The following is a 20,713-nucleotide window of genomic DNA, read 5'->3' as shown; positions in this document are numbered from 1 at the left end:
CGATTAGGGGGCTAAAGTCGACCTGGCACGGGGAGCGGTGCTGAGGTTTGGGTGTCAAGGGGCAATCGTGCGGGCTGTGGATAAGCCGGGGGTTGTGGATAAGTAGGCCCTGAGAGGCCGTGATCGCCAGGTGTTGTCGGTCTTGTCGATCACTGTGTCGGCATGACCAAACCCCTCGATTCATCCCATCTCCCCGACGTCTTCCGCGGCTCGGTCGCGCGCAAGGCAGGCCTCATCACGGCCAGCCAGCTGCGTGGTTCCAGCGTCCGAAGGCTGTTCCAGGACGTCTACACGCGCGCTGACGTGGAGGTCACACACGAGCTGCGTTGCCGTGGCGCGGCGCTGCTCGCGCCTCCGGAAGCCGTATTGACCGGGCGCTCGGCCGCGACCGTCCAAGGCGTCGAGCTGGCCAGGCCCAATGATCCGGTCGAGATGGTCGTACCGGAGAAACAACGCTTCGGCCCGATAGTCGGCATCAAGGTTCGGCGCACCGAGATAAAACCCGAGGAATCGAAGCCGTGGAATGGCATTCGTATCGCGCGTAAGACCCGGATCGCGCTGGATCTGCTGCTCCGGCTTTCTCCTCGCAAATCAGGATGGGTGCGACGGCTCCGCATCGGCGTCCCGGATCTGGACCAGTTCATGCGAGCCGAGAGACTGACCGATCTGCATCTCAACAGCGAGTTCTACGGGCGCCGCAATCGAGGAATCCGCTTGGCCAGACACGCCTTACGGCTGTCCGATCCGCGCGCGGAATCGCCGCCGGAATCGGAAGTCCGCATCGTGCTGGCCGCCGGCGGAATCGCGGCGACACCTCAGGTCGAGATCTTCTCCCGCTCAGGCGGCTTCATCGCCCGCATCGACCTTGGAGACAAAGAGTACAAGGTCGCCATCGAATACGACGGTCGATGGCACAACACAGCAGAACAACGCGCCCACGATCGCAAACGCCGAAGACGCGCGGAGGCCGAGGGCTGGCGTTTCGTCATCGTCACCGCGGAGGATCTGGCGAACGACTTCAAAGGCATCGTCGAGGCCGTCTGGCGTGCCCGACGCGGCGCGTTTAGCCCGCTAACTGTGCCGCGGCCGGGTCAGGAGGGGGTGCGCATGGCGCGCGTTTGATCGGCACGTGCCGCGAGTTCGGTGTCCGGCGGGTAGTCGACTGCCATCAGCGTCAGGCCGTGTGCGGGAGCGACAGCGCTGTCCCGTGTCCGGCTCTCCAGAACGCCACCGGGCCAATCCAAGGATCGACGGCCGTCACCGACCAAGAGCAGGGCCCCCACGAGGCTGCGCACCATCGAGTGGCAGAACGCGTCAGCGGAGACGTCGACCTCGACAGCGTGCGGTCCGGTCCGCCTCCAGACGAGCTTCTGAAGCTCGCGGATAGTCGTCCCGCCTTCGCGCTGCTTACAGAAGGCCGCGAAGTCCTGAAGTCCCAAGAGAGACTCCGACGCCTCGTTCATCGCGTCGATCGAGAGCGGCCGCCCCCAGGCCAGGGTGTCGTGGCGCCTCAACGGATCCACACCCCACGGCGCGTCCGAAACGCGGTAGCGATAGTGACGCCGCACGGCCGAGAACCGCGCGTCGAACCCGGGCGCTGCCACCCGTGCGTCCAACACCCGTACATCGCCCGGCAGGTACCGATTCCAGCGATGACGCATCCGCCCCAGGTCAGGGATGCCCTGCTCGTCCAGTTCCAGACGGCCGGATCGCGTTTTGCCCGCTAAAGGCGACGCGTCGACGTGGACCACCTGGCCGGCGGCGTGCACACCGGCATCGGTGCGGCCGGCGACGACGACGGACTTCGGGACAGAGGCTCCCGGAGGCTGCTTCGCGAGCGCCTCTTCGAGGACTCCCTGCACCGTGCGCCGCCCGGGCTGCCGCGCCCAGCCGGAGAAATCGGTGCCGTCGTAAGAAACATCGAGACGCAGACGAACGAGCCCGCCCTCCGCAGTGGGAGTGGCGGGCTCGTCCGGGGTGTTCGGTGCCGTCAGGACGTCAGTCCTTCTTGCTGTCCGCGTCCGCGGCGGGGGCCTCAGCGGCCTCGTCGGCGGCGGGAGCCTCGGTGGTCTCCGGAGCCTCGGTGGCGGCCGTGTCGGCAGCCTCAGGGGCGTCGGTGGTCTCCTCGGCGGCCGGGGCGGCAGCCTTCGGCTCGTCCTTGGCGAACTTCGTCTTGCGCGCGGCCTCGGCCTCGGCGGTGACGGTCTTCTCGGCCACCAGCTCGATGACGGCCATGGGGGCGTTGTCGCCCTTGCGCGCCATCGTCTTGGTGATCCGGGTGTAGCCACCCGGACGCTCCGCGAAGAACGGACCGATCTCGGCGATCAGCTTGTGCACGACGTCCTTGTCGCGCACGATGCGCTGGATCTGACGACGGTTGTGCAGGTCGCCCCGCTTCGCCTTCGTGATCAGCTTCTCGGCCAGCGGGCGCACCCGCCGGGCCTTCGCCTCGGTCGTCGTGATCTTGCCGTGCTCGAACAGCTGGGTGGCCAGGTTGGCCAGGATCAGCCGCTCGTGCGCGGGCGACCCGCCGAGACGGGGTCCCTTTGTGGGGGTGGGCATCGGTTCTCCTCGTTCAGCTCACAGCTGGAGGCCGGGGCTCCCCCACCCCTACCGGTGAGGGAGCCGTAGCTGGCCTTACAGCTGCTCCGTCTCTGCGTAGTCCTGGCCATCGTCGTGGCCGTTGTCCGAAATTCCGTCCGTGATGCTGTCGACGCCCTCGGACCAGCCTTCACCGTCGTAGCTGGCCGCGGCCGCGGTCGGGTCGAACCCGGGCGGGCTGTCCTTCAGCGCGAGGCCGAGACCGACGAGCTTGAGCTTGACCTCGTCGATCGACTTCGCACCGAAGTTACGGATGTCCAGCAGGTCGGCCTCGCTGCGCGAGACCAATTCGCCGACGGTGTGGATGCCCTCGCGCTTGAGGCAGTTGTACGACCGGACGGTGAGGTCCAGGTCCTCGATCGGCATCGCGTAGGCGGCGATGGTGTCCGCCTCCTGCGGCGACGGGCCGATCTCGATGCCTTCGGCGTCGACGTTCAGCTCGCGCGCGAGACCGAACAGTTCCACCAGCGTCTTACCGGCCGACGCGACAGCGTCCCGCGGCGTGATCGACGGCTTCGTCTCCACGTCCAGGATCAGCTTGTCGAAGTCGGTGCGCTGCTCGACACGGGTCGCCTCGACCTTGTAGGTCACCTTCAGCACCGGGGAGTAGATGGAGTCGACCGGGATCCGGCCGATCTCCGCGCCCGCCTGCTTGTTCTGCAGGGCCGGAACGTAACCGCGGCCGCGCTCGACGACGAGCTCGATCTCGAGCTTGCCCTTGCCGTTCAGCGACGCGATGTGCAGATCCGGGTTGTGCACGGTGACACCGGCCGGGGGCACGATGTCGGCAGCGGTGACCTCACCGGGGCCCTGCTTGCGCAGGTACATGGTGACCGGCTCGTCCTCTTCCGAGGACACCACGAGCTCCTTGAGGTTCAGGATGATGTCGGTGACGTCTTCCTTCACCCCGGGGACGGTGGTGAACTCGTGCAGCACGCCGTCGATGCGGATGCTCGTCACGGCCGCGCCCGGAATGGACGACAGCAGCGTGCGCCGCAGCGAGTTGCCGAGCGTGTAGCCGAAGCCGGGCTCCAGCGGTTCGATGGTGAACCGGGAGCGGGTCTCGTTGACCGTCTCTTCGCCGAGAGCCGGTCGCTGGGAAATCAGCATCTTTCCTAATTCCTTTCCAAACGGCGCCCGCCATATGACACCGAAAGGGATGGCGACGCGACGGCGCATTCTGAGCGCCGCCGCGCGAACCCACACCGGGCCGGGGAGACCCCGGCCCGGTGATGGATCACTTCGAGTAGAGCTCGACGATCAGCTGTTCCTGGACCGGAACGTCGATCTGAGCGCGCTCCGGGAGCTGGTGGACCAGCACACGGAGGTTGGACGGAACAACCTGGAGCCACGCGGGAACGGGACGCTCGCCGAACGACTCCTTGGCAGCGACGAAGGGCAGCATCGCGAACGACTTCGGCCGAACGTCGATGATGTCCCACTTCGTGACCTGGTAGGACGGGACGTTGACCTTGACGCCATTGACCACGAAGTGGCCGTGGCTCACCAGCTGACGCGCCTGACGGCGGGTGCGGGCGATGCCGGCGCGGTAGATCACGTTGTCCAGACGGGACTCGAGGATCTGCAGCAGGTTCTCACCGGTCTTGCCCGGACGCCGGACGGCTTCCTTGTAGTACCGGACGAACTGACGCTCGAGAACGCCGTAGGTGTAGCGAGCCTTCTGCTTCTCCTGCGACTGCAGGAGGTACTCGGACTCCTTGATGCGCCCGCGGCCGTGCTGGCCCGGCGGGTAGGGGCGACGCTCGAAAGCCTGGTCGCCGCCGATGAGGTCAACCTTGAGGCGACGCGAAATACGCGTCGCGGGGCCGGTGTAACGAGCCATTTCTTCTTACTCCTCCCCGTTCCTCAGACCCGGCGCCGCTTGGGCGGGCGGCAGCCGTTGTGAGGCTGCGGGGTCACGTCCTGGATGGTGCCGACCTCGAGGCCGGCCGCCTGCAGCGAGCGGATCGCCGTCTCGCGGCCCGAACCCGGGCCCTTCACGAAAACGTCGACCTTCTTCATGCCGTGTTCGGCAGCCTTGCGAGCGGCGTTCTCGGCGGCCATCTGCGCGGCGAACGGGGTGGACTTACGCGAGCCCTTGAAGCCCACGTGACCACTCGACGCCCACGCGATCACGGCACCGGTCGGGTCCGTGATCGAGACGATGGTGTTGTTGAAGGTGCTCTTGATGTGCGCGTGACCGTGCGCGACATTCTTCTTTTCCTTACGGCGGACCTTCTTGGCCCCCGCCGCAGTACGAGACTTCGGTGGCATGTTCTGAGGGTTCTCCTGTTAGCGCGCGTTCTCTTGGTGAGCGGCGACCGCTTCGGCCTGTCCGCGCCGGATGATCGAACCGGCGTCGGTGTACAGGTTGCGGAGCGCCATCGGGCGGGCGTAGAGCGCCTTGGGCGAGACACAAGCCGAGCCGCGGCGGTGAACGCCGCCCATGCGCACGACCTTCTTGCCCTGGACGCTCACTTCTTGCCAGCCTTCTTCTTGCCGGCGACCGTCTTCTTCGGACCCTTGCGGGTGCGTGCGTTGGTCTTGGTGCGCTGACCACGGACGGGAAGTCCGCGACGCCAGCGAAGGCCCTCGTAGCACCCGATCTCGATCTTCCGACGGATGTCGGCGTTCACCTCACGGCGAAGGTCACCCTCGACCTTGAAGTTCTCCTCGATGTAGACCCGCAGCTTGGCGAGGTCGTCATCGCTCAGATCCTTGACGCGAGTGTCCGCGTTGAGCTCGGCAGCCGCGATGAGCTGCTTCGAGCGGGTACGGCCGATGCCGTAGATGTAGGTCAGCGCGATCTCCAACCGCTTTTCGCGGGGGAGGTCTACGCCAGCGAGTCGTGCCATTGGCGTTGATGCTCCTTCATAGAATTCATCTCCAGGTCTGCTCCCCGTCCGGTCCCGGGACCGACTCGCCTGTCGTGCCCTTGGCTTGCGCTTCGGGTGTCCCGGCCCCGGCCTGAAGTCCGGGGGTGAACCGGGCCGTTCGCACGGCCCGGCAGGTGCGGGGAGATTGTGTAGCCGTCAATCCACTCTGTACGAGTGCGAGTGATCAGCCCTGCCGCTGCTTGTGCCGCAGGTTCTCGCAGATCACCATGATCCGGCCGTGACGGCGGATCACCTTGCACTTGTCGCAGATCTTCTTGACGCTCGGCTGAACCTTCACGTCTCCTGCTCTCCTGCTTGTGCTAACTCGTCGTGATCACTTGTAGCGGTAGACGATGCGACCACGAGACAAGTCGTAGGGCGAGAGCTCCACGACAACCCTGTCCTCGGGCAGGATGCGGATGTAGTGCTGCCGCATCTTGCCGCTGATGTGTGCAAGGACCTTGTGGCCGTTCTCCAACTCGACGCGGAACATCGCGTTGGGGAGCGGCTCGACTACGCGGCCTTCGACCTCGATGGCCCCGTCTTTCTTGCCCATGTCCTCCGCATTTCCTGTCGCTACACTGTGTGATCAGTCAAAGCTTGAGTGCTTGGCTGGGTGGTGCTTCGGCACACTCCTCCCCGGGTCCAATGTCCGTTCGCGAGAATTCACGAGCGCGCAGGATCCGGGCGCGATGAGTACACCGACTTGACAGTGTACGCAACCCGTGTCGTGAGCCCCAAACGGGGGGTGACTGTGTTAGGTGACCCCTGAGCCCGCTGGAAGCGACCTCCACTATCGTACGCCTCCGCCGACCTGCGTTTAGCGGGCTAAACGCGCTCTGCCGGGCGGGGCCATGGCGCACTCGGCGGGCGGAGTGCGCCCGATGGGGGCAGCGGGCGGGAGCCTCATCGGCGGGCCCGGGCACTGCACCGACCAGCCGACGGACTTGCGTTTAGCGGGCTAATCGCGCTCCACGGCACGTTCGCCTTTAGCGGGCTAAACGCGCTCCGGCGATCGCGATTAGGGGGCTAAACGCAGGTCCGGGTGCACCCGCGTTTAGCGGGCTAAACGCGATCCGGAGGCGTGAGGGTCAGGAGTCTTCGGGGGCGGTCAGGACCCACGGGCCGTCATCGGTGATGGCGACTGTGTGCTCCCAGTGCGCGGCGCGCGAGCCGTCCGCGGTCACGACGGTCCACCCGTCCTCGAGCTCGACGGTCTCGCCACCGCCACCGGTCAGCATGGGCTCGATCGCGAGCGCCATACCGGTCTTGAGCCGCGGGCCCTTGCCGGGCTTCCCGAGGTTCGGCAGGAACGGGTCCATGTGCATCTGGCGCCCGATCCCGTGGCCGCCGTATTCGACGATCATCCCGTATTCGACGCCATCGTCCTGGCCGGCCTTCTCGGCCGCGGTCTGCACGGCGTACGAGATGTCCGTGAGCCGCCCACCGGACGACACCGCGGCGATCCCCGCCCACATGGCGGCCTCAGTGGCCGCGGAAAGCGCGAGATCGGCCTTCGACACCTCGCCGATCGCGAGGGTGACCGCGGAATCGCCGTGCCAGCCGTCGAGGATCGCGCCGCAGTCGACGGAGATGATGTCGCCGTCGTTCAGGACCTGCGTCTTCGACGGGATGCCGTGGACGATCTGCTCGTTCACCGAAGCGCAGATCGACGCCGGGAAGCCGTGGTACCCCTTGAACGAGGGCACCGCGCCGGCGTCGCGGATCGTCTGCTCGGCCAGTTCGTCGAGGTCGGCCGTGGTGACACCCGGCTTGGCGATCTCGCGCACCGCGGTGAGGGTGCGCCAGACGACCAGGCCCGCGGCCCGCATCGCCTGGAGCTCACCCGGCGTCTTGATTTCGATCATGCGCCCACGACGAAGCCGTTGCAGTACACGCAGTCCTCCGAGGTTCACGTGCGGTCGCGCAGCGCTTCCAGCACGCGGGCGGAGATCTCGTCGACCGAGCCGACGCCGTCGACCGTGACCAGGATGTCCGCGTAGTACTCGAGCAGCGGAGCCGTCTCGGACACGTAGATCTGCTGGCGACGGCGGATGACCTCTTCGGTGTCGTCCGAGCGGCCGCGGGACAGCAGCCGCTCGACGACGACGTCTTCCGAGACCTGGAGCTGGATGACCGCGTTCAGCTCGGTGTCGACCTCGCCGAGGATCTCACCGAGGACGTCGGCCTGCTTGGTGTTCCGGGGGAACCCGTCCAGCAGGAAGCCGACCTTGGCGTCGGGTTCGGCGAGGCGCTCACGCACCATCTCGTTCGTGACCGAGTCGGGCACGAGTTCGCCGGAGTCCAGGTAGCGCTTGGCTTCCTGGCCCAGCGGCGTCTGCTCGCCCACGTGGGCGCGGAACAGGTCGCCGGTCGAGATGTGCGGGATCCGGAGCTTCTCCGACAGTGCTACCGCCTGAGTACCTTTGCCCGCGCCAGGAGGGCCAACGAGAACCAGGCGCGTCACTTCAAGAACCCTTCGTAGTTACGTTGCATCAGCTGGCTTTCGATCTGCTTCACGGTGTCGAGACCGACACCGACCATGATCAGCACAGCCGTGCCACCGAACGGGAAGTTCTGGTTGTTCCCGCTGCCGGTGACGGACAGGAAGAAGTTCGGAAGGATCGCGATGATGCCCAGGTACAGCGAGCCCGGCAGGGTGATCCGGCCGAGGACGTAGCTGAGGTACTCCGCGGTGGGGCGTCCCGGACGGATACCCGGGATGAAGCCACCGAACTTCTTCATCTCTTCCGCACGCTCGTCCACGTTGAACGTGATCGTGATGTAGAAGTACGTGAAGAAGATGATCAACGCGAAGTACAGCAGGACGTGCGCCCAGCTGGACTGGTTGACGATGTAGTTCTGAATGAAGACCTGCCAGCCGGAGTTGCTGTTGGCGTCGCCGACGAGGCGGCTGATCAGGTCCGGCAGGTAGAGCAGCGACGAGGCGAAGATGACCGGGATGACACCGGCCTGGTTCACCTTGATCGGCAGGTAGGTCGAGGTCCCGCCGTACATGCGGCGGCCGATCATGCGCTTGGCGTACTGCACCGGGATCCGGCGCTGGCCCTGCTCGACGAAGATGACGCTGGCGATGATCACCAGGCCGAACACGCAGATCAAGGCGAAGACGACGCCACCCGCGCTGCTGAGGATGTTGCCACCCTCGATCGGGATGCGGGCCGCGATGTTCAGGAAGATGAGGACGGACATGCCGTTGCCGACGCCGCGCTCGGTGATCAGCTCACCCAGCCACATCATGACGGCGGTACCGGCGGTCATCGTGATGACGATGATGGCCAGCGTGTAGACGCTGTTGTCCGGGATGATCGCGGTGTCGCACTGCGGGAAGAGCTGCTTGCGGTCAGCGAGCGCCACCACACCGGTGGCCTGCAGGACCGCGAGGGCGATCGTCAGGTACCGGGTGTACTGCGTCAGCTTGCCCTGACCGGACTGGCCTTCCTTCTTCAGCTCCTCGAACCGCGGGATGACCACGGTGAGGAGCTGGACGATGATGCTCGCCGTGATGTACGGCATGATGCCGGTCGAGAACAGTGACAGCTGCAGCAGCGCACCGCCGCTGAACAGGTTCAGCAGCTGATAGACGCCCTCCTGCGACCCAGTCTCCGTACATTTCTGGACGGCGGAGTACGAGATGCCCGGGGCCGGGATGGTGGCACCGATTCGGTAGACCGCGACGATGGCTAGCGTGAACAGGATCTTCTTACGTAGATCCGGCGTCGCGAGAGCCGAGCGGAAGGCGCTGAGCACGCGGGAGACCTCCTCGGCGTCGTCGGCTGTCTTACCGACGATCGGCTTGGCCGACCTGGGGCCGGCGGGAACACACAGCTTTCTGGCACAAGCCAGGAACGCTTCGGGGCACACTCGTCCCGAAGCGTGCGGCCGACTCTAACAGCTTCACAGGGCGTGTCCGCAGTGCGTGTGGGTTTTCCGGACGAAGGTTGGTCCGTGAGGTTGATCGACTTGTGTATCTCGCTCCGGAACCTTGACAGATCGCCCTGTCGTTCCCTGCTTTCCGGACCCCATCAGATCGCGATTAGCCCGCTAAACGCACCGTGATCAGGAGTTCGAAGCGGCGAGGGCGCCCGCCATGCCGAGGAGCACGACACCGGTGCCGCGGTCGACGTTGCGAGTCGCTCGACGGGACAACCGGAGCGACCTCACGAGTGCGCAGACTCCGACGTAGGTCGCGCCCGCGACGAACTCGGCGAGCAGGTAGATGGCCCCGAGAATCGCGATCTGAGTGGGAAATGAGCCGTGAGCTGCGTCGATGAACTGCGGCACGAAGGCCGTGAAGATGAGGATCGCCTTCGGGTTCGTGATCGCGACGACGAATTCCTTCCTGGCGATCCACGACGCCGGTAGGGATTCGGCGTTTCGCGACATCTGGACCAGTGCGGTTCGTCCGGCGCGGAACGTCGACCAAAGCAACCGCCCGCCGATCCAGACCAGGTAGGCGACACCCGCCCATTTGATCACCGTGAGTGCAAGCTCCGAGGCCGCGAGGAGTTGCCCGAGCCCCGCCGCGACTGCGGCGATCAGGACCGTGAATGCCGCCAATCGGCCTAACAGGCCGGCGAGCCCTTTCCACACGCCCTGTGTCATGCCGTGATGCAGGCCGAGCAGGTTGTTCGCCCCTGGCGTAAAAGCCACGAGCACCGCCGCTCCGAAAAAGACCATCGCCCAAGTCATCGGCCACCTCCTCCGCGCCCCGATACGAGAGAGCGCGTTTAGCGGGCTAATCGCGCTCCTTCGCGCCGGGATCCGGAGGGGGCGCGAAGGCCGAATAGTCCGGCGGCCCGGGCTGCGGCTCCGGTGGGAGCACCGTGATGGAGATGCCGTCCTTCGGAGTGGGCATGTCCGCGAGACCCGGGTCGGCGCTCATCGGCGACTCGTCCTCCTCGACACGATGGCTCATGACGGCCGCAGCGACAGCGGCGACGACCGCGGCTAGAAGCGCCCACATACCCGCTTCGAGAGTCAGGGTCGCCTTGACGTCATCTCCTAGTTGGCTTCCGGCCCCTAGCGTGGCGACGCAGCTGACGACCCCGGCGAGAAACACCGCCGCGATGGTGGTGACCCACCTGTCCGAAGCTCCTGGGCGATGACGCCCCGCCAGCCGCGTGCTGACGATCGCGGCCGCCAGCAGGAGCGTCGCTGCGATCAAGAGCGGGATACCGACAGGTGACGTCGACGTCGTGAAGGCAGGTTGGCGGGACTGTTCCACGATCGTGTCCCACGCGCTCTGCACGAACACGAGCATGTTCTGTTCGCTGGTGTCGAAGGCGAACCGATGATCGGTCCTGAAGAGCGGGAAGAAGCAGCCGACGAGGGTCAGCACAAGAGCCAGGACGGACAGCCCCGCCGCGACGAGCCTGCGAGGCTCAAGGCGCCCGGACCGGCGTGATTCTCCCGGGGGATCCATCGGACCCGAAACGGATACGACCATCGGCGGGGCATCCGGCTGCTGCTGGAAGGGCTGCGAATCCTGCCCGGGAGGTATCGCCACCTCACGATCCTCCCAGCTCAGGTGCCCATGCGCCACGCTCGCGGCGCCGGTGGCCGACCTGCGTTTAGCCCGCTAATCGCGATCCGGGCTGGAGGCGCCCTGGCGACCGCCGGAGCGCGTTTAGCCCCCTAAACGCGATCTCGCCCTCGGGAGCGCTCCAGACCCCAGATCGCGATTAGGGGGCTAAACGCAAGTCGGCGCGAGCGGCCGGAGCGGAGCGACCGGATCGCGATTAGCGGGCTAAACGCAGGTCGGGCGGAGCGGAGCGGAGCAAGCGAAAGGCCCGCCGGGCGGAGCCGGGCGGGCCTTTCGGTGAAGCTGAGGCTCCCGCAGCGAAGCGGAGGGAGCCGGGTGAAGCGGGAGCGAGCTCAGAGCGTGGTGGCGGAGCCACCGGCGGCGGAGAGCTTCTCCTTGGCGGAGCCGGAGAAAGCGTCGGCGGTGACGTCCAGCTTGACGCCGTTCAGGTCACCGTTGCCGAGCACCTTCACGAGCTTGTTCTTGCGAACAAGGCCCTTCGCGACGAGCTCCTCGTTGCCGACCTTGCCACCGTCCGGGAACACGCGGGCGATGTCGCCCAGGTTCACGGGCTGGTACTCGGTGCGGAAGCGGTTCTTGAAGCCGCGAAGCTTCGGGAGCCGCATGTGGATGGGCATCTGCCCACCCTCGAAACCGGCGGGCACGTTCTTCCGGGCCTTGGTGCCCTTGGTACCGCGACCGGCGGTCTTGCCCTTCGAGCCCTCACCACGGCCGACGCGGATCTTGTCGCGCTTCGCGCCCGGAGCCGGACGAAGGTGGTGGATCTTGATGGCAGTCATGCCTTGACCTCCTCGACCTCCACCAGGTGGCGGACCGTGTGGATGAGGCCGCGAACCTGGGGGGTGTCTTCACGCACGACGCTCTGGCGGATCTTGCGCAGCCCGAGGGTGCGCAGCGACTCGCGGTGAGCGTGCTTCGTGCCGATCTTGCTCTTGACCTGGGTCACCTTGAGCTGAGTCATGTCAGACCCCCTGGCCCGCGCGCTGACGCAGCATCCGAGCCGGCGCGACGTCCTCGAGCGGGAGACCGCGGCGGGCCGCGACCTCTTCGGGACGCTGCAGACCCTTCAGGGCCGCCACGGTCGCGTGCACGATGTTGATCGCGTTGTCGGAGCCGAGCGACTTCGACAGCACGTCGTGGACGCCCGCGCACTCCAGCACCGCGCGCACCGGACCACCGGCGATGACACCGGTACCGGCCGAGGCCGGACGGAGCAGCACGACACCGGCGGCTTCCTCACCCTGGATCGGGTGGGGAATGGTGCCACCGACGCGGGGAACGCGGAAGAAGTTCTTCTTCGCTTCCTCGACGCCCTTGGCGATGGCCGCGGGAACTTCCTTGGCCTTGCCGTAGCCGACGCCGACCTGACCGTCGCCGTCACCGACGACCACCAGAGCGGTGAAGCTGAAGCGACGACCACCCTTGACGACCTTGGCGACGCGGTTGATCGTCACGACCTTCTCGAGGTGCGGGGTCTTTTCCTGGCCGGCCCCGCCACGGCCGCTGTCGCGCCGGTCCCGGCGGTCGCGACGGTCATTGCGGTCGTTGCCGCCCTGTCCGCCGGGTCCGCCCTGGCCGCCGCCGAATTGCCGTGTACGTCCCGGCATCAGGCTGTCCTTCCATTCACGAGCATCTGCATCAGAACTCCAACCCCGCCTCACGGGCAGCGTCGGCGAGCGCCGCGATGCGGCCGTGGTAGGCGTTGCCACCACGGTCGAACACCACGGTCGAGACGCCGGCGTTCTTGGCGCGGGCGGCGACGAGCTCCCCGACCTTGGCGGCCTTGGCCTTCTTGTCGCCGTCCAGCGCGCGAACGTCCGCCTCGAGGGTGGACGCCGACGCCAGGGTCTTGCCGGCGAGGTCGTCGATCAGCTGCACGGCGATGTGCCGCGACGAACGCTTGACGACCAGGCGCGGACGCTGGTCCGTGCCGTTGATCTTCTTGCGAAGGCGGAAGTGCCGACGGGCCTTCGCGACGCGGCGGCGGGTCGAGATGTCCTTGCCGACCGGCTTGCGCTTCGTAGTCGTGTCGCTCATGATCACTTACCCGTCTTTCCGACCTTGCGGCGGATCTTCTCACCCTCGTAGCGCAGGCCCTTGCCCTTGTACGGGTCCGGGCGGCGCAGCTTGCGGATGACCGCGGCGATCTGGCCGACCTTCTGCTTGTCGATACCCGAGACCGAGAACCGGGTGGGGGTCTCGACCTTGAAGGTGATGCCTTCCGGGGCCTCGATCTTCACCGGGTGGCTGTAGCCGAGGGCGAACTCGAGGTCCGAGCCCTTGGCCTGCACGCGGTAACCGACACCGTGGATCTCGAGCTTCTTCTCGTAGCCCTCGGTCACACCGACGACGAGGTTGTTGACCAGCGTCCGGGTGAGACCGTGCAGGGCACGGCTGTTGCGCTCCTCGTCGGGACGCTTCACCGCGAGAGTGCCGTCTTCGGCCTTCTCGACGGTGATCGGCTCGGCGATGGTGTGCTCAAGGGTGCCCTTGGGCCCCTTGACCTTGATCTGCTGACCGTCGATGGTCACCTCGACCCCGGAGGGGACGGCGACCGGCAGCTTTCCAATGCGTGACATGTCTGTGCCCCCTTCCTTACCAGACGTAGGCGAGGACTTCGCCGCCCACGCTGTTGCGCTTGGCCTGACGGTCGGTCTGGAGGCCGGACGACGTCGAGATGATCGCGACGCCGAGGCCACCGAGAACCGACGGCAGTTCGGTCGATTTTGCGTAGACCCGCAGGCCGGGCTTGGACACGCGGCGAAGGCCGGCGATGCTGCGCTCACGGTTGGGGCCGTACTTCAGCTCCACGATGAGGTTCTTGTGCTTCTCGCCCGGCTCGTCGCGGTAGCCCGAGATGTAGCCCTCGCGCTTGAGGATCTCGGCGATGTTCGCCTTGATCTTCGAGTGGGGAAGCACGACCTCGTCGTGGTAAGCCGAGTTCGCGTTACGCAGACGGGTCAAGAAGTCTGCGATGGGGTCGGTCATCGTCATGGTGACCTGTCAACCTTTCTCGCCCTGGTTCCCTGCAATCTCTGCAGGGCCTGTGGCGAAGTGGGAGTTAAAAAAGACTCTTACCAGCTGGACTTGCGGACGCCGGGCAGCTCGCCCGCGTGTGCCATCTCGCGAAGGCAGATCCGGCAGAGCCCGAACTTGCGGAACACCGAGTGCGGGCGACCGCACCGCTGGCAGCGCGTGTAACCGCGAACCTTGAACTTCGGCGTCTTCGCGGCCTTGTGGACCAGTGCTTTCTTGGCCATCGACTCAGTTCTCCTTGAACGGGAAGCCGAGCTTGCGAAGCAGCGCGCGGCCCTCGTCGTCGGTGTTGGCGGTGGTGACGACAGTGACGTCCATACCGCGCGGGCGGTCGATGGCGTCCGGGTCGATCTCGTGGAACATGGACTGCTCGTTGAGACCGAACGTGTAGTTGCCGTTGCCGTCGAACTGCTTCGGCGAAAGCCCGCGGAAGTCACGGATACGCGGCAGCGCGATGGTCAGCAGCCGGTCGAGGAACTCCCACATCCGGTCGCCGCGCAGCGTGACGCGCGCGCCGATCGGCTGGCCCTCACGCAGCTTGAACTGCGCGATGGACTTGCGAGCCTTGCGAACCTCGGGCTTCTGCCCGGTGATCGCGGCCAGGTCGCGGATGGCGCCTTCGATCAGCTTGCTGTCACGGGCGGCGTCACCGACACCCATGTTCACGACGACCTTGACGACGCCCGGGATCTGGTGGACGTTCTCGAAGGAGAACTCCTGCTGGAGCTGTCCCTTGATCTCCTCGCGGTACCGCACCTTGAGGCGCGGGGCGATGTTCTCTGCGGTGGTCATGATCAGATGTCCTTACCGTTCCGGCGCGAGACCCGGACCTTCTTGCCGTCCTCGCCGATGCGGTAGCCCACCCGGGTCGGCTTGCCGTCCGAGTCGACGACCATCACGTTCGAAACGTGGATGGGCGCTTCCTGCGTGACGATGCCGCCGGACTGCGCGCCGCGCTGGGTCTGGGAGATCCGCGTGTGCTTCTTGATCCGGTTCACGCCCTCGACCAGCACGCGCTCGCGCTCGGGGTAGGCCTGGATGACCTTGCCCTTGGCACCCTTGTCCTTGCCGGCGATGACGACGACCGTGTCGCCCTTCTTCACCTTCATGCTCTACAACACCTCCGGCGCGAGCGAGATGATCTTCATGAACTTCCGGTCGCGCAGTTCGCGACCGACCGGCCCGAAGATGCGGGTGCCGCGGGGCTCATTGTCGTTCTTGATGAGCACAGCAGCGTTCTCGTCGAAGCGGATGTAAGAACCGTCCGGACGACGGCGCTCCTTGCGCGTGCGAACGATGACCGCCTTGACGACGTCACCCTTCTTCACGCCGGCAGCCGGCATGGCGTCCTTCACGGTGGCGACGATGATGTCGCCGATGCCCGCGTAGCGCCGCCCCGAGCCACCGAGAACGCGGATGCAAAGGATCTCCTTCGCGCCCGTGTTGTCGGCAACCCGAAGCCGCGACTCCTGCTGGATCACGTCTACTCCTGTATGTCGCGCTGGTTCTCGCGATGTCCTGCGAGCCTTGCGGAACTAAGGGACTCAAAAAGAGCCCTACTTACTTGGCCTTCTCCACGATCTGCACCAGACGCCAGCGCTTGGTCGCCGACAGCGGGCGGGTCTCCATCAGGGTGACCCGGTCGCCCACGCCCGCCTCGTTGTTCTCGTCGTGCACCTTGACCTTGCTGGTGCTGCGGAGAACCTTGGCGTAACGACGGTGCTTCTTGCGGTCTTCGAGCTCGACCACGATCGTCTTGTTCATCTTGTCCGAGACGACATAGCCCTCACGGACCTTACGGTCGTTGCGGCCGGCCGCCTCGGTGGGCTGCTCGCTCATGCGGCACCTTCACTCTCGGCGTCAGGGGAAACGGACAGGCCGAGTTCACGCTCGCGCATGACCGTGTAGATCCGCGCGATGTCCGTGCGGACGGTACGCAGACGGCGGTTGTTGTCGAGCTGTCCGGTCGCCATCTGGAAGCGGAGGTTGAAAAGCTCCTCCTTGTATTCCTTCAGACGCAGGACGAGCTCTTCCGCGGTGAGCTCACGAAGCTCCGATGCCAGAGCGGCACCTGCCTTCGCCATCAGAACTCACCACCTTCACGGGTCACGATGCGGCACTTCATGGGCAGCTTGTGGATCGCGCGACGGAGCGCCTCGCGGGCGGTCTCCTCGTTCGGGAACGAGATCTCGAACATCACGCGGCCCGGCTTCACGTTGGCGATCCACCACTCGGGCGAACCCTTACCGGAACCCATGCGGGTTTCCGCCGGCTTCTTGGTCAGCGGGCGGTCCGGGTAGATCGTCGTCCACACCTTGCCGCCACGCTTGATGTGACGCGTCATGGCGATACGAGCGGACTCGATCTGCCTGTTGGTCACGTAGCTGTGCTCAAGCGCCTGGATGCCGTACTCGCCGAAGCTCACCTTCGTACCGCCCTTGGCGGCACCGTGGCGCTTCGGGGAGTGCTGCTTCCGGTGCTTGACCCTGCGCGGGATGAGCACGTGTCAGCCCTCCGTCTTTTCTGCAGTCTCAGCAGCCGGGGCCTCGGTGGCCGCGGGGGCGGCGTCGCCCTTGGCAGCGGCAGCAGCGCTGCCATCTGCCTCTCGGGCGGCGGCCCGTCCGGCTTCGGTCGAGGTCGGCGTCGTGCCCGACGAGCCGGAACGGCGCGGTCGGGACGGACGGTCACCACGGTCACGGCGCGGGGCACGCTCGGCGGCCGCGGCGGCGTCACGCGCCTCCTTGGCCTTGAGGCCACCCACGAGCTCGCCCTTGTAGATCCACACCTTCACGCCGATGCGACCGAACGTCGTCTTGGCCTCGAAGAAGCCGTAGTCGATGTCGGCGCGCAGCGTGTGCAGCGGGACGCGGCCATCGCGGTAGTGCTCGGAGCGGGACATCTCGGCACCGCCGAGACGACCGCCGCACTGCACGCGGATGCCCTTGACCTGCGGCGAACGCATGGAGGTCTGGATCGCCTTGCGCATCGCGCGGCGGAACGCCACACGGTTGCTCAGCTGCTCCGCGACACCCTGGGCGACGAGCTGGGCGTCGGCCTCGGGGTTCTTGACCTCGAGGATGTTCAGCTGGACCTGCTTGGCGGTCAGCTTCTCCAGCGCGCCGCGGATGCGGTCGGCTTCCGCGCCGCGACGGCCGATGACGATGCCCGGCCGGGCGGTGTGGATGTCGACGCGGACCCGGTCACGGGTGCGCTCGATCTCGACCTTGGAGATCCCGGCGCGCTCCATGCCCGTGGACAGCAGCTTCCGGATCTTGACGTCCTCGGCCACGTACTCCGCGTACTGCTTGTCGGCGTACCAACGCGACTTCCAGTCCGTGGTGATACCCAGGCGGAAGCCGTGCGGGTTGATCTTCTGGCCCACTACCGGCCACCTGCCTTCTTCTTGCCCTGTGCCTTCTTGGCCTCGGCCTTGGGACGCGACTCCACCTCGACGGTGATGTGGCTGGTCCGCTTGCGGATCCGGTACGCGCGGCCCTGGGCCCGCGGACGGATGCGCTTGAGGGTCGGGCCCTCGTCGGCGTAGGCGTTCTTGACCCAGAGGGTGTCCGGGTCGAGATCGAGGTTGTTTTCGGCGTTGGCCACGGCGCTGGCGAGCACCTTCGCGACCGGCTCGCTTGCCGCCTGCGGGGCGAACTGGAGCACGGCCAAGGCGTCGGCGGCGCTACGTCCCTTGATCAGCTCGATCACCCGGCGCACCTTGGTAGGCGAGTCCCGGACGAAGCGAGCCCGCGCGTAAGCCGTCGGCAAAGCCTCGGCCACGTCGTTCTGGGCGTTCATCGCTAGTTCCTTGTTCTCTCGTGCCCGCTCAGCGGCGGCGCGACTTGCGGTCGTCCTTGATGTGGCCCTTGAAGGTCCGAGTCGGGGCGAATTCGCCCAACTTGTGACCCACCATCGCCTCGGTGACGAACACCGGGACGTGCTTGCGGCCGTCGTGCACCGCGATCGTGTGACCCAGGAAATCCGGGATGATCGTGGAACGACGCGACCACGTCTTGATGACGGTCTTCTTGCCCGACTCGTTGAGAACGTCCACCTTCTTGAGCAGGTGGTCGTCCACGAAGGGGCCCTTTTTGAGGCTACGTGGCATGTTCTTCTACCTCCCTGCTCAGCGCTTCTTGCCGGTACGCCGGCGGCGGACGATCATGGCGTCGGAAGCCTTGCGGCGGCGGGTGCGGCCTTCGGGCTTGCCGTTCGGGTTCACCGGGTGGCGACCACCGGAGGTCTTACCCTCACCACCACCGTGCGGGTGGTCGACCGGGTTCATGACGACACCACGGACGGTGGGGCGCTTGCCGCGCCAGCGGTTACGGCCCGCCTTGCCCCAGTTGATGTTCGAGTGCTCGGAGTTGCCGACCTCGCCGATGGTGGCGCGGTTGCGCACGTCGACGTTGCGGATCTCGCCCGACGGGAGACGAAGCTGGGCGTAAGGCCCGTCCTTCGCCACCAGCTGCACCTTGGCACCGGCGGACCGCGCCATCTTCGCGCCGCCACCGGGGCGGAGCTCGATCGCGTGGATCACGGTGCCGACCGGGATGTTGCGCAGCGGCAGGTTGTTACCCGGCTTGATGTCGGCGCGGGGGCCGTTCTCGACCGTGTCACCCTGCTTGAGCTTCTCCGGGGCGATGATGTAGCGCTTCTCGCCGTCGGCGTAGTGCAGCAGCGCGATCCGAGCGGACCGGTTGGGGTCGTACTCGATGTGCGCGACCTTGGCGGGAACGCCGTCCTTGTCGTTCCGGCGGAAGTCGATCAGCCGGTACGCGCGCTTGTGGCCACCGCCCTTGTGCCGGGTGGTGATCTTGCCGCTGGAGTTACGGCCGCCGGACTTGCTCAGCGGACGCAGCAGCGACTTCTCCGGGGTGGACCGAGTGATCTCGGCGAAGTCGGAGACGCTGGAACCGCGACGACCCGGGGTCGTCGGCTTGTACTTGCGGATGCCCATGTGTCAGCTCAGTCCTTTACGCGGTGGGTCCGCCGAAGATCTCGATCGGCTTGCTCTCAGCCGAAAGAGTCACGATGGCGCGCTTGGTGTCCTTGCGCTTGCCGAAGCCGGCGCGAGTCCGCTTACGCTTGCCCTGGCGGTTGGCCGTGTTGACGCTGACCACCTTGACGCCGAACACCTTCTCGACCGCGATCTTGATCTGGGTCTTGTTGGCGTCCGGGCGGACGATGAACGTGTACTTGTGGTCCTCGAGCAGCCCGTAGGACTTCTCGGAGATCACCGGCGCGAGCAAGATGTCGCGGGGATCGGGGATGGCGATCGCACTCACTGCTCGTCACTCCCTTCAACCTCGCTCGACCGCGCGCTGGCCTTCGCGCCCTTGCCCCGGACGGGACCGGCGACGAACACGTCGTAAGCGGCCTTGGTGAACACCACGTCGTCGTTGACCAACACGTCGTAGGTGTTGAGCTGGTCGGGCGTGATGATGTGGACCTCGGCCAGGTTCCGCAGCGAGTTCCAGCTGAGCTCGTCGTCGCGGTGCAGGACCACGAGAACGCGCTTGGCCTGGGTCAGCGCGGCGATGGCGGCCTTGGCGGACTTGGTGGACGGCTTCTCGCCGGTCACCAGTTCGGTGACGACGTGCAGCTGTCCGGCACGGGCCCGGTCGGAGAGGGCGCCACGCAGAGCGGCGGCCTTCATCTTCTTCGGGGTCCGCTGGGTGTAGTCACGCGGCGTGGGGCCGTGGACGACGCCACCACCGGTGAACTGCGGCGCACGGGTCGAACCCTGGCGGGCGCGGCCGGTGCCCTTCTGGCGGTACGGCTTCTTGCCACCACCGCGGACTTCACCGCGGGTCTTGGTGTCATGCGTGCCCTGGCGCGCGGCGGCCAGCTGGCCCACCACGACCTGGTGCATGAGGGGCACGTTGGCCTGCACGTCGAAGATCTCCGAGGGGAGCTCGACCGTGCCGTCGGCTTTACCGGCCGGGGTCTTCAGCTCGACGCTGGTCATGTTCAGTTACCACCCTTCGCGGCGCTGCGAACGAACAGCAGGCCGCCCTTGGGACCGGGCACGGCGCCCTTGATCAGCAGCAGGCCGTCCTCGGCACGCACCGCGTGCACGGTCAGGTTCTGCGTGGTGACCCGGTCGTTGCCCATCCGGCCCGCCATGCGCAGGCCCTTGAAGACGCGGCCCGGGGTGGCACAGCCACCGATCGAGCCGGGCTTGCGGTGCACGGCCTGGGCACCGTGGCTCGCGCCCTGGCCCTTGAAGCCGTGACGCTTCATGACACCGGCGTAGCCCTTGCCCTTGCTGGTACCGGTCACGTCGACCTCGATACCGGCCTCGAACACCTCGGCGGTGATCTCCTGGCCGACCTCGTAGGTCTCGGCGTCGGTGGTACGCAGCTCCGCAAGGAAACGACGCGGGGTCACGCTCGCCTTGTCGAAGTGGCCGGTGCGCGGCTTGTTCACCCGGCGCGGGTCGACCGCGCCGAAAGCCAGCTGCACGGCCTTGTAGCCGTCGTTCTCCTGGGTCCGAACCTGGGTGACCACGTTCGGCCCGGCCTGCACGACGGTCACCGGGACGACCCGGTTGTTCTCGTCGAAGACCTGGGTCATGCCGAGCTTGGTGCCCAGGATGCCCTTCACTTGCCTGTCAGACATGAGTCTCTTA

Annotated in this window: 35 protein-coding genes; 1 reads left to right on the top strand and 34 read right to left on the bottom strand. The window is 66.4% G+C overall.

Annotation, left to right across the window (positions count from 1 at the left end):
* Positions 1 to 162: 162 nt before the first annotated feature.
* Positions 163 to 1,122, top strand: coding sequence for an endonuclease domain-containing protein (locus ACFWMR_RS10940; RefSeq protein WP_093938472.1), 960 nt, complete (start codon positions 163 to 165; stop codon positions 1,120 to 1,122).
* Here the strand turns inward: ACFWMR_RS10940 and truA are convergent.
* From truA to rplC, 34 genes are all read right to left on the bottom strand, one after another.
* Entirely contained in the window at positions 1,092 to 1,931 is an 840-nt protein-coding gene (gene truA, locus ACFWMR_RS10935; protein WP_378378251.1) for a tRNA pseudouridine(38-40) synthase TruA, read from the bottom strand. The two genes, ACFWMR_RS10940 and truA, sit on opposite strands and share 31 nt — an antisense overlap.
* A 67-nt stretch (positions 1,932 to 1,998) precedes the next feature.
* Positions 1,999 to 2,562: a 50S ribosomal protein L17 gene (gene rplQ, locus ACFWMR_RS10930; protein ID WP_044855725.1), complete on the bottom strand. Its 564-nt coding sequence runs from the start codon at positions 2,560 to 2,562 to the stop codon at positions 1,999 to 2,001.
* Positions 2,563 to 2,637: 75 nt separating this feature from the next.
* Entirely contained in the window at positions 2,638 to 3,711 is a 1,074-nt protein-coding gene (locus ACFWMR_RS10925) for a DNA-directed RNA polymerase subunit alpha (protein ID WP_005166811.1), read from the bottom strand.
* Positions 3,712 to 3,838: 127 nt separating this feature from the next.
* Entirely contained in the window at positions 3,839 to 4,444 is a 606-nt protein-coding gene (gene rpsD / locus ACFWMR_RS10920; protein WP_005166810.1) for a 30S ribosomal protein S4, read from the bottom strand.
* 23 nt (positions 4,445 to 4,467) lie between these two features.
* Positions 4,468 to 4,875, bottom strand: a complete 408-nt coding sequence (gene rpsK, locus ACFWMR_RS10915) for a 30S ribosomal protein S11 (protein WP_004558885.1) — start codon at positions 4,873 to 4,875, stop codon at positions 4,468 to 4,470.
* 18 nt (positions 4,876 to 4,893) lie between these two features.
* Positions 4,894 to 5,079 carry a hypothetical protein gene (locus ACFWMR_RS10910; RefSeq protein ID WP_005166807.1) on the bottom strand — a complete coding sequence of 62 codons (186 nt, stop codon included), beginning with the start codon at positions 5,077 to 5,079 and terminating at the stop codon, positions 4,894 to 4,896.
* The gene (rpsM, locus tag ACFWMR_RS10905; protein ID WP_005166805.1) at positions 5,076 to 5,456 is read right to left on the bottom strand and encodes a 30S ribosomal protein S13; all 381 of its coding nucleotides are present in this window, start codon (positions 5,454 to 5,456) and stop codon (positions 5,076 to 5,078) included. The genes ACFWMR_RS10910 and rpsM overlap by 4 nt, the downstream gene beginning before the upstream one ends.
* A gap of 205 nt (positions 5,457 to 5,661) precedes the next feature.
* The gene (gene rpmJ / locus ACFWMR_RS10900) at positions 5,662 to 5,775 is read right to left on the bottom strand and encodes a 50S ribosomal protein L36 (RefSeq protein ID WP_004558882.1); all 114 of its coding nucleotides are present in this window, start codon (positions 5,773 to 5,775) and stop codon (positions 5,662 to 5,664) included.
* A gap of 36 nt (positions 5,776 to 5,811) precedes the next feature.
* On the bottom strand, positions 5,812 to 6,033 hold the full coding sequence (gene infA, locus ACFWMR_RS10895; RefSeq protein ID WP_005166804.1) for a translation initiation factor IF-1: 222 nt from the start codon (positions 6,031 to 6,033) through the stop codon (positions 5,812 to 5,814).
* 535 nt (positions 6,034 to 6,568) lie between these two features.
* A complete protein-coding gene (map, locus tag ACFWMR_RS10890; RefSeq protein ID WP_093938473.1) occupies positions 6,569 to 7,345 on the bottom strand; it encodes a type I methionyl aminopeptidase in 777 nt (258 codons plus the stop codon).
* Between the two features lie 44 nt (positions 7,346 to 7,389).
* A complete protein-coding gene (locus ACFWMR_RS10885; protein ID WP_005166801.1) occupies positions 7,390 to 7,944 on the bottom strand; it encodes an adenylate kinase in 555 nt (184 codons plus the stop codon).
* The gene (gene secY / locus ACFWMR_RS10880) at positions 7,941 to 9,248 is read right to left on the bottom strand and encodes a preprotein translocase subunit SecY (RefSeq protein ID WP_093938496.1); all 1,308 of its coding nucleotides are present in this window, start codon (positions 9,246 to 9,248) and stop codon (positions 7,941 to 7,943) included. The genes ACFWMR_RS10885 and secY overlap by 4 nt, the downstream gene beginning before the upstream one ends.
* Before the next feature lie 309 nt (positions 9,249 to 9,557).
* Positions 9,558 to 10,190 (bottom strand): LysE family translocator, encoded by a 633-nt coding sequence (locus tag ACFWMR_RS10875; RefSeq protein ID WP_378378227.1) that lies wholly within the window; start codon positions 10,188 to 10,190, stop codon positions 9,558 to 9,560.
* A gap of 46 nt (positions 10,191 to 10,236) precedes the next feature.
* Complete coding sequence (locus ACFWMR_RS10870; RefSeq protein WP_378378226.1) at positions 10,237 to 11,007, bottom strand: hypothetical protein; 771 nt, start codon at positions 11,005 to 11,007, stop codon at positions 10,237 to 10,239.
* A gap of 368 nt (positions 11,008 to 11,375) precedes the next feature.
* Positions 11,376 to 11,822 carry a 50S ribosomal protein L15 gene (gene rplO / locus ACFWMR_RS10865; RefSeq protein ID WP_005166797.1) on the bottom strand — a complete coding sequence of 149 codons (447 nt, stop codon included), beginning with the start codon at positions 11,820 to 11,822 and terminating at the stop codon, positions 11,376 to 11,378.
* Entirely contained in the window at positions 11,819 to 12,004 is a 186-nt protein-coding gene (gene rpmD, locus ACFWMR_RS10860) for a 50S ribosomal protein L30 (protein ID WP_005166796.1), read from the bottom strand. The genes rplO and rpmD overlap by 4 nt, the downstream gene beginning before the upstream one ends.
* A 1-nt stretch (position 12,005) precedes the next feature.
* Positions 12,006 to 12,650: a 30S ribosomal protein S5 gene (gene rpsE / locus ACFWMR_RS10855; protein WP_005166795.1), complete on the bottom strand. Its 645-nt coding sequence runs from the start codon at positions 12,648 to 12,650 to the stop codon at positions 12,006 to 12,008.
* Positions 12,651 to 12,681: 31 nt separating this feature from the next.
* Positions 12,682 to 13,080: a 50S ribosomal protein L18 gene (gene rplR, locus ACFWMR_RS10850; RefSeq protein ID WP_076163415.1), complete on the bottom strand. Its 399-nt coding sequence runs from the start codon at positions 13,078 to 13,080 to the stop codon at positions 12,682 to 12,684.
* Between the two features lie 2 nt (positions 13,081 to 13,082).
* Positions 13,083 to 13,622, bottom strand: a complete 540-nt coding sequence (rplF, locus tag ACFWMR_RS10845; protein WP_093938475.1) for a 50S ribosomal protein L6 — start codon at positions 13,620 to 13,622, stop codon at positions 13,083 to 13,085.
* A 16-nt stretch (positions 13,623 to 13,638) separates the two neighbouring features.
* Positions 13,639 to 14,037 (bottom strand): 30S ribosomal protein S8, encoded by a 399-nt coding sequence (gene rpsH / locus ACFWMR_RS10840; protein ID WP_005166791.1) that lies wholly within the window; start codon positions 14,035 to 14,037, stop codon positions 13,639 to 13,641.
* Positions 14,038 to 14,117: 80 nt separating this feature from the next.
* Positions 14,118 to 14,303, bottom strand: a complete 186-nt coding sequence (locus tag ACFWMR_RS10835; protein ID WP_005166789.1) for a type Z 30S ribosomal protein S14 — start codon at positions 14,301 to 14,303, stop codon at positions 14,118 to 14,120.
* Between the two features lie 4 nt (positions 14,304 to 14,307).
* On the bottom strand, positions 14,308 to 14,871 hold the full coding sequence (gene rplE, locus ACFWMR_RS10830) for a 50S ribosomal protein L5 (RefSeq protein WP_093938476.1): 564 nt from the start codon (positions 14,869 to 14,871) through the stop codon (positions 14,308 to 14,310).
* Between the two features lie 2 nt (positions 14,872 to 14,873).
* The gene (gene rplX / locus ACFWMR_RS10825) at positions 14,874 to 15,188 is read right to left on the bottom strand and encodes a 50S ribosomal protein L24 (RefSeq protein WP_005166786.1); all 315 of its coding nucleotides are present in this window, start codon (positions 15,186 to 15,188) and stop codon (positions 14,874 to 14,876) included.
* Positions 15,189 to 15,191: 3 nt separating this feature from the next.
* Complete coding sequence (gene rplN, locus ACFWMR_RS10820; RefSeq protein WP_005166785.1) at positions 15,192 to 15,560, bottom strand: 50S ribosomal protein L14; 369 nt, start codon at positions 15,558 to 15,560, stop codon at positions 15,192 to 15,194.
* Positions 15,561 to 15,639: 79 nt separating this feature from the next.
* The gene (gene rpsQ / locus ACFWMR_RS10815) at positions 15,640 to 15,918 is read right to left on the bottom strand and encodes a 30S ribosomal protein S17 (protein ID WP_005166784.1); all 279 of its coding nucleotides are present in this window, start codon (positions 15,916 to 15,918) and stop codon (positions 15,640 to 15,642) included.
* Positions 15,915 to 16,163, bottom strand: a complete 249-nt coding sequence (gene rpmC, locus ACFWMR_RS10810) for a 50S ribosomal protein L29 (protein WP_005166783.1) — start codon at positions 16,161 to 16,163, stop codon at positions 15,915 to 15,917. The genes rpsQ and rpmC overlap by 4 nt, the downstream gene beginning before the upstream one ends.
* Positions 16,163 to 16,582 carry a 50S ribosomal protein L16 gene (rplP, locus tag ACFWMR_RS10805; RefSeq protein ID WP_004558864.1) on the bottom strand — a complete coding sequence of 140 codons (420 nt, stop codon included), beginning with the start codon at positions 16,580 to 16,582 and terminating at the stop codon, positions 16,163 to 16,165. Before rplP ends, rpmC begins: the two co-directional genes overlap by 1 nt.
* 3 nt (positions 16,583 to 16,585) lie before the next feature.
* Positions 16,586 to 17,461 carry a 30S ribosomal protein S3 gene (rpsC, locus tag ACFWMR_RS10800; RefSeq protein WP_378378225.1) on the bottom strand — a complete coding sequence of 292 codons (876 nt, stop codon included), beginning with the start codon at positions 17,459 to 17,461 and terminating at the stop codon, positions 16,586 to 16,588.
* On the bottom strand, positions 17,461 to 17,877 hold the full coding sequence (gene rplV, locus ACFWMR_RS10795) for a 50S ribosomal protein L22 (RefSeq protein ID WP_005166780.1): 417 nt from the start codon (positions 17,875 to 17,877) through the stop codon (positions 17,461 to 17,463). The genes rpsC and rplV overlap by 1 nt, the downstream gene beginning before the upstream one ends.
* Positions 17,878 to 17,905: 28 nt before the next feature.
* Entirely contained in the window at positions 17,906 to 18,187 is a 282-nt protein-coding gene (gene rpsS, locus ACFWMR_RS10790; RefSeq protein ID WP_026468892.1) for a 30S ribosomal protein S19, read from the bottom strand.
* Between the two features lie 18 nt (positions 18,188 to 18,205).
* Positions 18,206 to 19,039 (bottom strand): 50S ribosomal protein L2, encoded by an 834-nt coding sequence (gene rplB, locus ACFWMR_RS10785; RefSeq protein ID WP_005166779.1) that lies wholly within the window; start codon positions 19,037 to 19,039, stop codon positions 18,206 to 18,208.
* A 16-nt stretch (positions 19,040 to 19,055) separates the two neighbouring features.
* Complete coding sequence (gene rplW / locus ACFWMR_RS10780; RefSeq protein ID WP_005166778.1) at positions 19,056 to 19,367, bottom strand: 50S ribosomal protein L23; 312 nt, start codon at positions 19,365 to 19,367, stop codon at positions 19,056 to 19,058.
* Positions 19,364 to 20,050, bottom strand: coding sequence for a 50S ribosomal protein L4 (gene rplD, locus ACFWMR_RS10775; protein WP_005166776.1), 687 nt, complete (start codon positions 20,048 to 20,050; stop codon positions 19,364 to 19,366). The genes rplW and rplD overlap by 4 nt, the downstream gene beginning before the upstream one ends.
* Positions 20,051 to 20,052: 2 nt before the next feature.
* Positions 20,053 to 20,703 (bottom strand): 50S ribosomal protein L3, encoded by a 651-nt coding sequence (gene rplC, locus ACFWMR_RS10770; protein WP_020633317.1) that lies wholly within the window; start codon positions 20,701 to 20,703, stop codon positions 20,053 to 20,055.
* Between the last annotated feature and the right edge of the window lie 10 nt (positions 20,704 to 20,713).

The organism is Amycolatopsis thailandensis, from assembly GCF_042723255.1.
Classification (GTDB): domain Bacteria; phylum Actinomycetota; class Actinomycetes; order Mycobacteriales; family Pseudonocardiaceae; genus Amycolatopsis; species Amycolatopsis thailandensis.
The sequence above is the reverse complement of the archived record's forward strand: the minus strand, read 5'-3'. Positions and strand labels throughout refer to the sequence as shown.

Coding starts and splice junctions, on each gene's coding strand:
- ACFWMR_RS10940 (WP_093938472.1), top strand. CDS start 163: ATGACCAAACCCCTCGATTCATCCCATCTCCCCGACGTCTTCCGCGGC.
- rplQ (WP_044855725.1), bottom strand. CDS start 2,562: ATGCCCACCCCCACAAAGGGACCCCGTCTCGGCGGGTCGCCCGCGCAC.
- ACFWMR_RS10925 (WP_005166811.1), bottom strand. CDS start 3,711: ATGCTGATTTCCCAGCGACCGGCTCTCGGCGAAGAGACGGTCAACGAG.
- rpsD (WP_005166810.1), bottom strand. CDS start 4,444: ATGGCTCGTTACACCGGCCCCGCGACGCGTATTTCGCGTCGCCTCAAG.
- rpsK (WP_004558885.1), bottom strand. CDS start 4,875: ATGCCACCGAAGTCTCGTACTGCGGCGGGGGCCAAGAAGGTCCGCCGT.
- rpsM (WP_005166805.1), bottom strand. CDS start 5,456: ATGGCACGACTCGCTGGCGTAGACCTCCCCCGCGAAAAGCGGTTGGAG.
- infA (WP_005166804.1), bottom strand. CDS start 6,033: ATGGGCAAGAAAGACGGGGCCATCGAGGTCGAAGGCCGCGTAGTCGAG.
- map (WP_093938473.1), bottom strand. CDS start 7,345: ATGATCGAAATCAAGACGCCGGGTGAGCTCCAGGCGATGCGGGCCGCG.
- ACFWMR_RS10875 (WP_378378227.1), bottom strand. CDS start 10,190: ATGACTTGGGCGATGGTCTTTTTCGGAGCGGCGGTGCTCGTGGCTTTT.
- rplO (WP_005166797.1), bottom strand. CDS start 11,822: ATGACTGCCATCAAGATCCACCACCTTCGTCCGGCTCCGGGCGCGAAG.
- rpmD (WP_005166796.1), bottom strand. CDS start 12,004: ATGACTCAGCTCAAGGTGACCCAGGTCAAGAGCAAGATCGGCACGAAG.
- rpsE (WP_005166795.1), bottom strand. CDS start 12,650: ATGCCGGGACGTACACGGCAATTCGGCGGCGGCCAGGGCGGACCCGGC.
- rplR (WP_076163415.1), bottom strand. CDS start 13,080: ATGAGCGACACGACTACGAAGCGCAAGCCGGTCGGCAAGGACATCTCG.
- rplF (WP_093938475.1), bottom strand. CDS start 13,622: ATGTCACGCATTGGAAAGCTGCCGGTCGCCGTCCCCTCCGGGGTCGAG.
- rpsH (WP_005166791.1), bottom strand. CDS start 14,037: ATGACGATGACCGACCCCATCGCAGACTTCTTGACCCGTCTGCGTAAC.
- ACFWMR_RS10835 (WP_005166789.1), bottom strand. CDS start 14,303: ATGGCCAAGAAAGCACTGGTCCACAAGGCCGCGAAGACGCCGAAGTTC.
- rplE (WP_093938476.1), bottom strand. CDS start 14,871: ATGACCACCGCAGAGAACATCGCCCCGCGCCTCAAGGTGCGGTACCGC.
- rplX (WP_005166786.1), bottom strand. CDS start 15,188: ATGAAGGTGAAGAAGGGCGACACGGTCGTCGTCATCGCCGGCAAGGAC.
- rpsQ (WP_005166784.1), bottom strand. CDS start 15,918: ATGAGCGAGCAGCCCACCGAGGCGGCCGGCCGCAACGACCGTAAGGTC.
- rpmC (WP_005166783.1), bottom strand. CDS start 16,163: ATGGCGAAGGCAGGTGCCGCTCTGGCATCGGAGCTTCGTGAGCTCACC.
- rplV (WP_005166780.1), bottom strand. CDS start 17,877: ATGAACGCCCAGAACGACGTGGCCGAGGCTTTGCCGACGGCTTACGCG.
- rpsS (WP_026468892.1), bottom strand. CDS start 18,187: ATGCCACGTAGCCTCAAAAAGGGCCCCTTCGTGGACGACCACCTGCTC.
- rplB (WP_005166779.1), bottom strand. CDS start 19,039: ATGGGCATCCGCAAGTACAAGCCGACGACCCCGGGTCGTCGCGGTTCC.
- rplD (WP_005166776.1), bottom strand. CDS start 20,050: ATGACCAGCGTCGAGCTGAAGACCCCGGCCGGTAAAGCCGACGGCACG.
- rplC (WP_020633317.1), bottom strand. CDS start 20,703: ATGTCTGACAGGCAAGTGAAGGGCATCCTGGGCACCAAGCTCGGCATG.